The following is a 12,813-nucleotide window of genomic DNA, read 5'->3' on the forward strand; positions in this document are numbered from 1 at the left end:
AGAACGCCCCTTCGGGGGCGTTTTTCGTGTCTGCGTCCCATCTGCGTTCTCATCGGGCGATCCTCTCGCCAACTTCCTCCAGCGCAAAGCCTTCCTCCGCCGTTTTGGCCCGAAACGCCGACTTGCCTGTCGTTTTTGATGAAAACTCAAAAGTTTCATCAACGTATTGAAATCTGTTCACGTGCGGGAGCGCGCACATGGGTTAACCCTTGAATTTGAGGGGGTTTCAAGGGCTAAGATAGGTGCGTCAAGAAGTATCTCGAGAAGCAAAGGAGGGCTACAACAATGGATATGGACCGGAGGCAATTCTTCCGGGTCAGCGGCGCAGGGCTGGTAGGCTCCAGTCTGGTGGCATTGGGTTTTTCGCCCACGGCCGCTCTGGCTGAAACGCGCAATTTCAAGCTGGCTCGCACCATTGAGACCCGCAACACCTGCACCTACTGCTCGGTGGGTTGCGGCCTGATCATGTATACCCTGGGTGACGGCGCCAAGAACGTGCGCGGCAGCATCATCCATATCGAGGGCGATCCGGATCACCCGGTGAGCCGCGGCTCGCTGTGCCCCAAGGGCGCCGGCCTGCTCGATTTCGTGCACAGCCCCAACCGCCTCCGGTATCCCGAGGTGCGCGAGCCGGGCAGCAAGGAATGGAAACGCATTAGCTGGGATGAGGCGCTCACGCGCGTGACCAAGCTGATGAAGGAAGACCGCGACGCAAACTTCCAGGCCACCAACGCCGCCGGGCAGGTGGTCAACCGCTGGACGACGACCGGCTTCCTGGCTGCGTCCGCCTCGTCCAACGAGGCCGGCTACATCACGCACAAGGTGATGCGCAGCCTGGGCACACTGGTATTCGACAACCAGGCACGTGTCTGACACGCCCCGACGGTAGCCAGTCTGGCTCCGACGTTTGGGCGCGGCGCGATGACCAACCACTGGGAGGACATCAAGAACGCCGATCTCGTGCTGATCATGGGCGGGAATGCAGCCGAGGCGCATCCCGTGGGTTTCAAGTGGGTGATCGAGGCCAAGCAACGCAACAAGGCCAAGCTCATCGTGGTCGATCCGCGTTTCACGCGCTCGGCAGCGGTGGCCGATTACTATGCGCCGTTGCGCGCAGGCAGTGACATCGCCTTCCTGGGCGGCGTCATCAACTACCTGCTGAGCAACAACAAGATCCAGACGGAGTACGTCCGCAACTACACCAACGCCACCTTCATCGTGGGCGAAGGCTATACGTTCGAGGACGGCATCTTCTCGGGATATGACGCCAACACGCGCAAGTACGACAACGCGAGCTGGGGTTACGAAAAAGAGGGGGATTACGCCAAGGTCGACATGACCATGGAGCACCCGCGCTGCGTGCTGCAGATCATGAAGAAGCACTATGCGCGTTACACCCCCGAGGTGGTCGAGCAGATTACCGGCACACCCAAGGACAAGTTCCTGAAGGTGGCCGAGATGATCGGCAGCACCGCCACGACCGACCGCGTCATGACGATTCTGTACGCACTGGGCTGGACTCAGCACAGCGTCGGTTCGGAGATGATCCGCTCTGCGGCCATCATGCAGCTGTTGCTGGGCAACGTGGGCCAACTGGGCGGCGGCGTGAACGCGCTGCGCGGCCACAGCAACATCCAGGGTCTGACGGACCTGGGCCTGCTGTCCACCAGCCTGACAGGCTACCTGAGCCTGCCGCGCGAAACCGAGCAGGATCTGGAAACCTACTACGCACCGCGCGCCGTCAAGCCGCTGCGTCCGAACCAGATGAGCTACTGGCAGAACTATCCCAAGTTCTTCGTCAGCATGCAGAAGGCCTGGTGGGGCGATGCAGCTACGGCCGAGAACCAGTGGGCGTTCCACTACCTGCCCAAGTACGACAGGCTGTACGACATCCTGACCGCGTTCGAGCTGATGAACCAGGGCAAGCTCAATGGCTACTTCTGCCAGGGCTTCAACCCGGTCGGTTCCTTCCCGAACAAGAAGAAGATCATCGCCGGCCTGAGCAAGCTCAAGTACCTGGTGGTGATGGATCCGCTCAATACCGAGACGGCCGATTTCTGGAAAAACCACGGCGAGCACAACGATGTGAAGCCGGAAGAAATCCAGACCACGGTGTTCCGCCTGCCGACCTGCTGCTTTGCCGAGGAGGATGGTTCCATTACCAACTCCAGCCGCTGGCTGCAGTGGCACTGGAAAGGCGCCAACCCGCCGGGAGAAGCCAAACCGGACATGGAAATCATGGCCGAGCTGTTCATCCGCCTGCGCGATGCCTATCGCAAGGAAGGCGGCGCTTTCCCCGATCCAATCCTCAACCTCGACTGGAAGTACAAGGTGCCGCATGCACCCACGGCCACCGAGTTGGCCATGGAGTCGAACGGCAAGGCCCTGGCCGATCTGGTCGATCCCGCTACGGGCACCGTGATCCTGAAAGCCGGCCAACAGGTCGCCAGCTTTGCGCAATTGCGCGACGATGGCAGCACCGCATCGGGGTGCTGGATCTACGCCGGTTCCTGGACCGAGGCGGGGAACATGATGGCGCGCCGGGACAACCGCGATCCGTGGGACAACGGTCAGACGCCGAACTGGGCCTGGGCCTGGCCGGTGAATCGCCGCATTCTGTACAACGCCGCCTCCGCCGCGCCGGACGGCAAGCCCTGGGATGCCAAGCGCCCGCTGGTGTTCTGGAATGGCAAGCAGTGGACCGGTTCTGACGTGCCCGACTTCAAGGCCGATGCCAACCCGGCCGATGCCGACCGCATGAACCCCTTCATCATGACCGGGGAGGGCGTGGGACGCCTGTTCACGCCGTCCGGCATGGCCGAGGGGCCCTTGCCCGAGCACTACGAGCCGTTCGAGACGCCGCTCAAGCGCAACCCCATGCACCCGAACAACGCGCAGGCCAAGTCCAACCCGGCCGCCCGCGTGTACAAGGGCGACATGGAAGCCTTTGGCAAGCCCGAAGACTTCCCGTACGTGGCCACCAGCTACCGTCTGACGGAGCACTTCCACTACTGGACCAAGAACGCGCTGAGCAACGCCATTCTCCAGCCCGAGCAGTTCGTCGAGATCGGCGAGGAGCTCGCCAAGGCCAAGGGCATTCGTCAGGGCGATCGCGTCAAGGTCAGTTCCAACCGCGGCTTCATCAAGGCCGTGGCCGTGGTGACCAAGCGCATTCCGCAGCTGACTGTGGACGGCCAGACGGTCAACACCGTGGGTCTGCCCAACCACTGGGGCTTTGTCGGGCTGACCAAGCCCGGCTATCTGGTGAACACGCTGACCCCCTTCGTGGGCGATGCGAATACCCAGACGCCCGAGTACAAGTCCTTCACCGTGAACATCGAAAAGATCTGAGGGGGAGCGAAACATGTCATCTTTGCAATCCCTCGACGTCGTCAAGCGTTCGGCCACCACCACGCCCACCCCGCAGGTGCGCACCGCGGTGCCCGAAGTCGCGAAGCTGATCGATGTGTCTGCCTGCATCGGCTGCAAGGCCTGCCAGGTAGCCTGCATGCAGTGGAACGACCTGCGCCCCGAAGTGGGCAACAACGTCGGGGTGTACGACAACCCGGCTGATCTGGCCCCCGAGGCCTGGACCGTGATGCGCTTCTCCGAAGTGGAGGTGGAAGAGAACAAGCTCGAGTGGCTGATCCGCAAGGACGGTTGCATGCACTGCGAGGATCCGGGCTGTCTGAAGGCCTGCCCGGCCCCCGGTGCCATCGTCAAGTACGCCAACGGCATCGTCGACTTCATCAGCGAGAACTGCATTGGCTGCGGCTACTGCGTGAAGGGCTGCCCGTTCGACGTGCCGCGCATTTCCACTAAGGACAACAAGGCGTACAAGTGTTCGCTCTGTTCCGACCGTGTGGGTGTGGGCCTGGAGCCGGCCTGCGTGAAAACCTGCCCGACCGGGGCCATCCGCTTCGGTACCAAGGACGACATGCTCGATTTCGGTGCCACCCGCGTGGCGGACCTGAAGGAGCGTGGCTACGCGAACGCCGGCGTGTACAACCCGGAAGGGGTGCAGGGCACGCACGTGATGTACGTGCTGCAGCATGCCGACAAGCCGGAGCTGTACAACGACCTGCCCAAGGACCCGTCCATCAGCCCGCTGGTCGGACTGTGGAAGGGGCTGGCCAAGCCGCTGGCGCTGGCTGCCATGGTCGGCGCTGCCGTGACCGGTTTCTTCCACTATGTGAAGGTGGGTCCGGAAGAGGAGCCCGAGGACGAGGCCGATGTGCCCGATCCCGTGCGCACTGAAGATGGCCGGCTGGTGCAGGTGACGCCGGCGCGTGTGCCCGAGAAAGGAGAATCGTGATGAAACGCTATCTGCATCGACACAGTAGTGTGACGCGCTTCAACCACTGGATCATGGTCATCCTGTTCGGCATGGCGGGTTTCTCGGGGCTGGCGCTGTTCCATCCCAACCTGTTCCCGCTGACCGGCATCTTTGGCGGACCGCAGTGGACGCGCATCGTGCATCCCTACTTCGGCATCGGCGTGTTCATCGCCTTCCTGTTCATGCTGGCGCGCTACTGGCGCGACAACCTGCCCACGAAGGATGATGCGGAGTGGATCAGGCACTCGGGCGACATGCTCAAGGGCAACCAGACCGCCATGCCGCCGGTGGGCAAGTACAACGCCGGCCAGAAAGGCGTGTTCTGGGGCATTTTCCTGTGCCTGATCGTGCTGATGGTGACGGGCGTGCTGTTCTGGCAGGCCTGGTTCGCCAACTCGGTGCCGATCCCGCTGCAGCGTCTGGCCGTGGTGCTGCACGCGCTGGCGGCCTTTGTCATCTCGCTGCTGGTGGTGATCCACATCTACGCCGCGCTGTGGGTGAAGGGCACGATACGGGGCATGACGCAGGGCACCGTCTCTGCCGGCTGGGCCAAGCAGCACCACTATCTGTGGTACAAGAAGGTCACCGGGGGCAACACCGACCGGACCTGATCCGCAATGCCGGTAACCAGGCCCCGGCGCCTTGTGCGGCCGGGGCTTTTCATTTGGGGCTTATGGACAAGATCACTTCCACCGCGCGTCTGATGGACGCCGAAGAACTGGCGCAGCGCCAGGCCAGCGAGGCCAGCTTCCTGCAACTTCCCGCCCGCGGCACGGTGTTTGCCGAGCGCGCCATGCGCTTGCGCCAGCTGGCCAGCGGGCATGCCATGGGCGATTTTCTGCAGTTCATGGCGGAACTGGCCGATGCGCAGCAGCGTGCGCTGCTCGGCTTTCCCGTGGTGCCGCTGCCCGATGGCGAGGCGCTGATGAATGCCTCCCGCCTGGGCATGCCGCCGCTGCCGGTGGCGCACTGGCAGCGCGATCCGGCCTGGCAGCAGGCCCTGCGCACCATGGCGGCTGAAGTGCTGCCCAAGGCGCCCGAGGCCGGACGCGAAGTGCTGCAGGATCTGGCGCAGGCCGATGGCGACTGGCTGGAGCAGCAGGCCGAGCGCTTGCTGCACGGCGTGATGCAGGGGCTGGACATGGCCGCTGCGCCCATCATCGCGGCGGCGCTGCAGGTGTACTGGACGCATCTGGTGTGCGCCGTGCAGGAGCAGGGCGCCCCGGCCGGCCTGGCGGCCCCGTTCGGCCGCATCGACGATGCCACCGTCTGCCCTTGCTGCGGCAGCCGGCCCACGGCCAGCATCGTCAAGGCGGGTGCCGAGCGCGGCGGCCAGCGCTATCTGCACTGTTCGCTGTGCAGCACGCACTGGCACATGGTGCGCATCAAGTGCACGCACTGCGAATCGACCAAGGGGCTGGCCTACGAGGCGGTGGCGCCGGCCGGTGCCACCGAAGAAGACAATCAGGGCCGCGAGCCCGTGGTGCAGGCGGAAACCTGCAGCGAGTGCGGGCACTATCTCAAAATCGTGCACGGCGAGCGCGATCCCATGGTGGAGCCGGTGGCCGAGGACCTGGCCACGCTCACGCTTGATCTGCTGGTGGCCGAAACCGGCCTGCAGCGCCATGGTGTGAACATGCTGCTGCTGTTCGGGGAATCCGAAGAGCCGGCTCCCGATCCGGAGATGCAGTGATGCAGCGGCCCGACGAATACGTGGTGCACGGTTCCCGGGCCGGGCAGATGGCCCAGCCCCGTGATCTTCCCGCCGTAGACCGCCTGCTGCGCGAGCCGGTGGTGCAGGCCTTGCTGGATGAGCATGGCCATACGCTGGTGGCCGGTGAGGCGCGTGCCTTGCTCGATGCCTTGCGGCCTGCCGTGGTCGAGGGCACGGTGCCGGTGGCGGACGTGGCCGTGTCCCGCCTGTCCGACGCGCTGGAGCAGCGTCTGCAGCAGCGCCTGCAGCCCCGCATGCGAGCGGTGCTGAACCTGACCGGCACGGTGATCCACACCAACCTGGGCCGCAGCCTGCTGGCCGAGCCCGCGCTGCAGCACATGCTGGCCATGATGGCCGGCCCGAACAACTTGGAATACGACCTGGACAGCGGTGCGCGCGGCGATCGCGACACCATCATTGAGGAGCTGCTGTGCACGCTGACGGGTGCTGAAGCGGCTACCGTGGTCAACAACAATGCCGCGGCCGTGCTGCTCACGCTGGCAGCGCTGGCGCGCGGGCGCGAAGTGATCGTCTCGCGGGGCGAACTGGTCGAAATCGGCGGTGCCTTCCGCATGCCCGACGTGATGGAAAGCGCCGGTGCGCGTCTGGTGGAGGTAGGCACCACCAACCGCACCCATCTGCACGACTACGAAAACGCCATCAACGAGCGCACCGCGCTGCTGATGAAGGTGCATACCAGCAATTACGCGGTGCAGGGCTTTACCAAGGCGGTGAGCGAGGCCGAGCTGGCCGGCGTGGCGCGTGCGCGCGGCGTGCCGCTGGCGACTGACCTGGGCAGCGGCTCGCTGGTCGATCTGGCGTCTTACGGCCTGCCACGCGAGCCCCTGCCGCAGGAGATGATTGCAGCCGGCTGCGATGTGGTGACCTTCAGCGGCGACAAGCTGCTGGGCGGGCCGCAGGCCGGCCTGATCGTCGGCAGCCGTGAAATGGTGGGCCGTATCCGCAAGTTTCCGATGAAGCGCGCGCTGCGCATGAGCAAGCTGCCGCTGGCGGCGCTGGAGGCCACGCTGATGCTCTACCTGCGCCCCGAACGGCTGGCGCGGGACTTGCCCACCTTGCGCATGCTGACGCGGCCGGAAGCGCAGATCCGTGCCCAGGCGCAGCAATTGCTGGCGCCGGTGGCGCAGGCCGTGGCGCCGCGCTTTGCGGTGAGCGTGATGGCCTTGAAGGGGCAAATCGGTTCCGGTTCGCTGCCAGTGGATCGGCTGCCGTCTGCGGGCCTGGCGCTGGCGCCGGTGCAGAAGAAGGGCGCCGGGCGCGCGCTGGATGAACTGGCGACCGCCTTGCGTCGCCTGCCGCTGCCGGTGATCGGCCGTATTGCCGAAGACCGGCTATTGCTCGACTTGCGCTGCCTGGAGGATACCGACCAGCTGTTGCACCAGCTGCCCTTGTTGCAGGAGGCGCTGGCATGATCGTCGGCACCGCCGGCCATATCGACCATGGCAAGAGCACGCTGGTGCGCGCCCTGACGGGCGTGGATACCGACCGCCTGCCCGAGGAAAAGAAGCGTGGCATCAGCATCGAACTGGGTTACGCCTTTCTGGACGTGCCGGGCCGTGCAGAGCGCATCGGTTTTGTCGATGTGCCTGGTCACGAGCGGCTGGTGCACACCATGCTGGCGGGGGCCAGCGGCATCGACTTTGCGCTGCTGCTGGTGGCGGCCGACGATGGCGTGATGCCGCAGACGCGCGAGCATCTGGCCGTGCTGTCGCTGCTGGGCAAACAGCGCGGAGCGGTGGTGCTGACCAAGGCGGATCGGGCTGACGAGGCGCAGTTGCAGGCTGTGGAGCAGCAGGTGCGGCAGTTGCTGCAGGGCACTTCGCTGGTGCAGGCCCCGGTGCTGCGCGTTTCGGCGCAGACGGGGGAGGGTGTTGATGCCTTGCGCGAATTGCTTTGGCAGGAGGCGGGGAGGCATTCCCCGGGTGTGGATGACGACGCTGTAGCTGTCCCTCTGGCTGCGGGCGTTTCAGGCGAGGCAGGCTTGCCCAGTGAAGCTCCGGGTCAAGGCAGTGCAGGGGATTCCGAATCCCCCGCATCGCTCAGCCATTCGTCAAAGCAGACAAAAAAACCGCCACAGGCTTTCCGCCTCGCGATCGACCGCAGCTTTACCCTGGACGGCACCGGCACCGTCGTGACCGGCACCATCCACCACGGCAGCGTGCGCGTGGGAGACACGCTGATGCTGGTGCCTTCCATGCAAGCTGCGCGCGTGCGCAGCCTGCACGCGCAGAACCAGCCGGTACAACAGGCACATGCCGGGCAGCGTTGCGCCATCGCCCTGGCCGGCGTCGACAAGGACGCCATCCATCGCGGCGACTGGGTGGTCGATCCAGCCGTTGCGCTGACTACCGACCGTTTCGATGCCAGGCTCACGTTGTGGAAGGACGAAGCCAGGCCGCTTCGCTCCGGCGCGCGCGTGCAGGTGCATCTGGGTGCGGTGAGTGTTGCGGGCACCGTGGCCTTGCTGGATGCCGAGCAACTGCCTCCCGGCGGAACTGCCACGGTGCAGATCATCACCCGCACGCCGATTGGCGCCTGGCATGGAGATCGGGTGGTGCTGCGCGATGCTTCCGCCACGCGCACGATCGCGGGCGGACAGGTGCTTGATCCGCGTGCACCGGTGCGTTACCGGCGCACGCCGCAGCGGCTTGCCTGTCTTGAGGCGATGCAGCACGAGCATATTGCGGATCGGCTATCAGGTATTCTGGAAATAAACCCGAACGGGGTTGATATGTCGGATTTTACCAGGATGCAAGGTGTCGTCGGTCATCCTGCAATCCCTGCACGCGCGCTGGAAAAGCAGGATGGCCATGCCCATTGGGTGCTGGCGCCCTCCATGACGCAGCAGGCGCTGGCGCATATTGCGGGTGTGCTGGCCACCTACCATGAGCAATCCCCTGACGAACTCGGCCCCGTCAACTCGCGCCTGCGCCGATTGGCCTACCCGCGCATGCCGGATGCGTTGTGGCTGGCGGTGCTCGACCATGCGCAGCAGCAGGGCGTTCTTGTGCAGCAGGGTGCTTATGTGCACCTGCCCGAACACGGTGTGCGCCTCTCGGCCACCGAAGAGCGCATCGCCCAGAAAGCGCTGCCGCATCTGCTGCAGGTCGGTGCCGAAGGCGCCTGGGCGCGCGATCTGGCCAAGCTCACCGCCGAACCAGAACCGCTGCTGCGTGCCACGCTCGCGCGCCTGGCCCGGCGTGGAGAATTGCACCAGGTCGTCAAGGATTTGTACTATGCCGGCGACATCATGCGCAATCTGGCGCATACTGTGCGCCGGCTGGCCGCTGCGCAGCAGGGGCAGCTGCAGGCCGCAGACTTCCGCGACGCCACCGGCCTCGGCCGCAAACGCGCGATCCAGATTCTGGAATACTTCGACCGCATCGGCCTGCTGCGCCGCGTCGGTGACGTGCACAAGCTGCGCGTGGATTGTCCGCTGTTTCGGGAAGATGCCTGAGGCGACGAGAAGGAAGGGCAACGATCCTGGTGGGTCGGCCGGGCTTCAAACCCGGTGGGTGGCGCCAAGCGCTGCCGGGTGGGTTCGACTCCCATGCCCTTCCGCCAACAAAAAAAGCCTGCCCCGGAACGGGACAGGCTATGAAGGGGCAAACGCCCTGAGGTGAACCCTGTTTACTCGGCCTTGATCGCAGCCAGCTTCTGTCGCTTGCTACGGGCGCGGATATTGAGCGCCTCCACCGCCAGCGAGAACGCCATCGCCGCGTAGATATAGCCTTTGGGCATGTGCACTTCAAACGCCTCGGCCGTCAGCGCCATGCCCACCATCACCAGGAAGGCCAGCGCCAGCACCTTGACGGACGGGTGCTTGTCCACAAACTCGCCGATCGGGCGGGCCGCGAACAGCATCACGCCCACCGAGGTGACCACGGCCGCCACCATCACCCAGATCTGGTCCACCATGCCCACGGCGGTGATGACGGAATCCAGCGAGAACACGATGTCGATGATGGCGATCTGGGCGATGATGCTCCAGAACAGCTTGCTGCCGCCGGCCTTGATGGCCTCGCCGTCAGTCTGCGGCGGGGCGTCTTCCTCGCGCGCTTCCACTTCAACGAAAATCTCGTGCGAGGCCTTGTACAGCAGGAACAGGCCACCCAGCAGCAGCACGAGATCGCGGCCGCTGATGCCCTGGCCGAACACCTGGAACAGGTCGGCCTTCAGGCCCATGACCCAGCTCAGCGAAAACAGCAGCAGCAGGCGCGTGACCATGGCAAAGCCCAGGCCGAGCTGGCGCGCGCGGTTGCGGAACTGTACCGGCAGACGGCCGACCAGCACCGAGATGAAGATGATGTTGTCCACGCCGAGCACGATTTCGAGTGCGGTCAGCATGCCGAAGGCGATCCAGACGTTCGGATCCAGCAAAAATTCCATGATGCAAAGAGAGCAGGGCAGCAAACGACATGTACAAGCCGCCACGCCCGAACTGGCGGCCTTGTCCTGTAAAGTGGGTAATTCTAGAAACTTCCAATCTTTCGGTAAATTAGAAATTTCACACTGAAATTTCCAGAAAAACTGATAATTGCAGCATCGCAAGGAGACGCGCATGCTCAACTACAAGCATCTTCACTACTTCCAGCAGGTGGCCGAGGCCGGCGGCGTCTCGCGCGCCAGCGAGCGCCTGCACGTCAGCCCGCAAACCATCAGCACGCAGATTTCCGAACTGGAAGACCGGCTGGGCGTGGAACTGTTCGTCAAGAACGGGCGCTCGCTCGAACTGACGGAAACCGGTCGCCTCACGCTGCAATACGCGCGCGACATCTTCACCACCGGCGCCGAGCTGGAGGCCGTGCTGCGCGACCGCAGCGGCCGTGGCAAGGCGCTGGAGTTCCGCGTGGGGGTGGCCGACAGCGTGTCCAAGGCGGTGGCCTTTCATCTGGTGGAGCCGGCGCTGGAACTGCCCGATCCGGTGCGGCTGATCTGCCAGGAGGGGCGCACCGAGCGTCTGCTGTCAGAACTGGGCCTGCACCGGCTGGACCTGGTGCTGGCCGACGCGCCGGTGCCTTCCACGGTGAGCGTGCGGGCCTACAGTCACCGGCTGGGGGCGACGGACGTGGCCTTCTATGCGGCGGGGAGCTTGCGCGAGCGCTTTCCGGGGGAGTTTCCGTCCTGCCTGAACGGGGCGCCGGTGTTGCTGCCGGGGGCGGATGCGGCCATCAGCCAGCGCTTGCGTGCCTGGTTTGAGCGCGCCGGCGTGCGGCCGGTGGTGGTGGGGGAGTTTGACGACAGTGCGCTGGCGCAGGAATTTGGCAAGAAGGGCGTCGGCTTTTTCGTAGGGCCGGCATTTCTGGCCCCGTCCATCACCGCGCAGCATGGGATGCTGGCGGTGGGGCTGGCGCAGGGGGTGCGGGATGAGTTTTATGCGCTGTCGATTGAGCGGCGCATTACGCATCGGTGTGTGGTGGCGATTACGGAGGCTGCGCGAGGCATGTTGGCGTAAAAGCTCAAGCTCTGTAGAGTTTGACTTGATACACACTTACTCGCTCCGCTAACAATGACTCGGGGCTAGATTCTCGGACGACCGAGGCGTCATTATTGATTGTTATTAAATGCCTTGATAAGGTCTTGCAAAGCAAGTGGCGGGGTCGATCGATGAATGATTCTGTGACAGTTTGAGCATACGATAGCCAAATCGTCGAGAGCTGTCGCTACGGTTTCATCTTTTAGACTGGAGAGGGGTACTAAATGATGGACTTCGCAAAAGTTATCACCAAGGTGTCCATAAGTTCTGGCGAAGTTGAAGTTGCAGACTTCGCACGAGAGGTGACCCTTGGTAGCAAGGGTTGTTTGCTTTTTTAAATCGACTATTTTTTTATCGCGTTCACGCGTGAGATGAGATACTAACTTTTGTGATCCTTCAGTGGCAAAGAAAGGCAGGTCGGGATCGTAAAGAGTGGAAGGAGGTGGGGGTGATTGAGAGGGTTTGGGTAGCAATTTTTTTAGGGTGTTAATGACAGCTTGATCGTTAACGCGATTGAAACCTAAGCTGAAGTTGCTTTGTTGTTTTAGAAGAACGGGTAGCCAGTCCAAGTGATTTAGAGGGAGTGGGGGTGAAAATTCGTGAATACTCTTCCCGAGTATGGCGTACAGCTTAGATGAGGGATCTTCAATTTCGATATGTTCGGCGATATATGCGCCAACCAACGAGTATGCCGTTTTATTTCCACGTGGAGACCCCTGTATTACCCAAACGGTATTGCAAATAGCTCTTCGGAGGAGAGGCTCTTTTTTACTGAAGAATTGCAGGGTCCCAGAAGGCTTCAATTCATAGCCCATTTTCTTAACGCTATGGTATGCTATGAAATGATCCATTTCCCATTCGTTTTGATCTGCTGGGTGCGCCATAGCATCAAGCTGCTTGAGTGCGGCGAGCGCATTTGGTCTCAGTTGAAGTTGCCATTCAAATTCCCGGGGTTTTGAGAAGTCAGCTAAAATTGCAAGTTTGGTTTCAGGGAATTTTTTCAACTCAATGCATAGTTTGGTCGCAAGTTTTCCGTAGTGAAGGTTGGCTGCATTCCAGTTTGAAAATCCGACTTTTTGTGCTAGTTCGCGCATTGAAATCGTATGATTTGGTGTGCGCATATGGGTGTATAGCATCTCCCACTCATTTTTTGTCGGTTTAATTTTCTGCAGTGCAGAGATGTAATCTTGGGCTGTTAATGCGTCAATTTCTTCAAGAGTGTTGAGGTTCATTTTTTGATATTTAAGAATGTATTTTTTATTTTAT

At 62.6% G+C, this 12,813-nt stretch carries 9 protein-coding genes and 1 tRNA gene; 8 read left to right on the plus strand and 2 right to left on the minus strand.

What is annotated here, in order from left to right:
• Positions 1 to 285: 285 nt before the first annotated feature.
• From fdnG to KKQ75_RS02215, 7 genes are all read left to right on the plus strand, one after another.
• Positions 286 to 3,351, plus strand: a complete 3,066-nt coding sequence (gene fdnG / locus KKQ75_RS02185) for a formate dehydrogenase-N subunit alpha (RefSeq protein WP_213359807.1) — start codon at positions 286 to 288, stop codon at positions 3,349 to 3,351.
• 13 nt (positions 3,352 to 3,364) lie between these two features.
• Entirely contained in the window at positions 3,365 to 4,315 is a 951-nt protein-coding gene (gene fdxH / locus KKQ75_RS02190; protein WP_213359810.1) for a formate dehydrogenase subunit beta, read from the plus strand.
• Positions 4,315 to 4,947, plus strand: a complete 633-nt coding sequence (locus KKQ75_RS02195) for a formate dehydrogenase subunit gamma (protein WP_213359812.1) — start codon at positions 4,315 to 4,317, stop codon at positions 4,945 to 4,947. Before fdxH ends, KKQ75_RS02195 begins: the two co-directional genes overlap by 1 nt.
• A gap of 62 nt (positions 4,948 to 5,009) precedes the next feature.
• Positions 5,010 to 6,029 carry a formate dehydrogenase accessory protein FdhE gene (gene fdhE, locus KKQ75_RS02200; RefSeq protein ID WP_250130972.1) on the plus strand — a complete coding sequence of 340 codons (1,020 nt, stop codon included), beginning with the start codon at positions 5,010 to 5,012 and terminating at the stop codon, positions 6,027 to 6,029.
• A complete protein-coding gene (selA, locus tag KKQ75_RS02205) occupies positions 6,029 to 7,483 on the plus strand; it encodes an L-seryl-tRNA(Sec) selenium transferase (RefSeq protein WP_213359820.1) in 1,455 nt (484 codons plus the stop codon). The genes fdhE and selA overlap by 1 nt, the downstream gene beginning before the upstream one ends.
• Positions 7,480 to 9,528 carry a selenocysteine-specific translation elongation factor gene (selB, locus tag KKQ75_RS02210; protein ID WP_213359824.1) on the plus strand — a complete coding sequence of 683 codons (2,049 nt, stop codon included), beginning with the start codon at positions 7,480 to 7,482 and terminating at the stop codon, positions 9,526 to 9,528. Before selA ends, selB begins: the two co-directional genes overlap by 4 nt.
• An 11-nt stretch (positions 9,529 to 9,539) precedes the next feature.
• Positions 9,540 to 9,635 (plus strand) — tRNA-Sec (locus tag KKQ75_RS02215).
• Positions 9,636 to 9,701: 66 nt separating this feature from the next.
• Here KKQ75_RS02215 and KKQ75_RS02220 read toward each other — a convergent pair.
• Positions 9,702 to 10,460, minus strand: coding sequence for a TerC family protein (locus KKQ75_RS02220; RefSeq protein ID WP_213359826.1), 759 nt, complete (start codon positions 10,458 to 10,460; stop codon positions 9,702 to 9,704).
• 172 nt (positions 10,461 to 10,632) lie between these two features.
• Here KKQ75_RS02220 and nhaR point away from each other — a divergent pair, with 172 nt between their 5' ends.
• The gene (gene nhaR / locus KKQ75_RS02225) at positions 10,633 to 11,526 is read left to right on the plus strand and encodes a transcriptional activator NhaR (RefSeq protein ID WP_213359827.1); all 894 of its coding nucleotides are present in this window, start codon (positions 10,633 to 10,635) and stop codon (positions 11,524 to 11,526) included.
• A gap of 92 nt (positions 11,527 to 11,618) precedes the next feature.
• Here nhaR and KKQ75_RS02230 read toward each other — a convergent pair whose 3' ends face one another.
• The gene (locus KKQ75_RS02230; RefSeq protein WP_213359828.1) at positions 11,619 to 12,779 is read right to left on the minus strand and encodes an HNH endonuclease; all 1,161 of its coding nucleotides are present in this window, start codon (positions 12,777 to 12,779) and stop codon (positions 11,619 to 11,621) included.
• Positions 12,780 to 12,813: the final 34 nt, after the last annotated feature.

Source organism: Brachymonas denitrificans (assembly GCF_907163135.1).
GTDB lineage: Bacteria > Pseudomonadota > Gammaproteobacteria > Burkholderiales > Burkholderiaceae_C > Brachymonas > Brachymonas denitrificans_A.

What these genes read in the sequence shown, in the direction of transcription:
- selB (WP_213359824.1), top strand. Translation starts at nt 7,480, where the DNA reads ATGATCGTCGGCACCGCCGGCCATATCGACCATGGCAAGAGCACGCTG.
- fdhE (WP_250130972.1), top strand. Translation starts at nt 5,010, where the DNA reads ATGGACAAGATCACTTCCACCGCGCGTCTGATGGACGCCGAAGAACTG.
- KKQ75_RS02230 (WP_213359828.1), bottom strand. Translation starts at nt 12,779, where the DNA reads ATGAACCTCAACACTCTTGAAGAAATTGACGCATTAACAGCCCAAGAT.
- fdxH (WP_213359810.1), top strand. Translation starts at nt 3,365, where the DNA reads ATGTCATCTTTGCAATCCCTCGACGTCGTCAAGCGTTCGGCCACCACC.
- KKQ75_RS02220 (WP_213359826.1), bottom strand. Translation starts at nt 10,460, where the DNA reads ATGGAATTTTTGCTGGATCCGAACGTCTGGATCGCCTTCGGCATGCTG.
- KKQ75_RS02195 (WP_213359812.1), top strand. Translation starts at nt 4,315, where the DNA reads ATGAAACGCTATCTGCATCGACACAGTAGTGTGACGCGCTTCAACCAC.
- nhaR (WP_213359827.1), top strand. Translation starts at nt 10,633, where the DNA reads ATGCTCAACTACAAGCATCTTCACTACTTCCAGCAGGTGGCCGAGGCC.
- selA (WP_213359820.1), top strand. Translation starts at nt 6,029, where the DNA reads ATGCAGCGGCCCGACGAATACGTGGTGCACGGTTCCCGGGCCGGGCAG.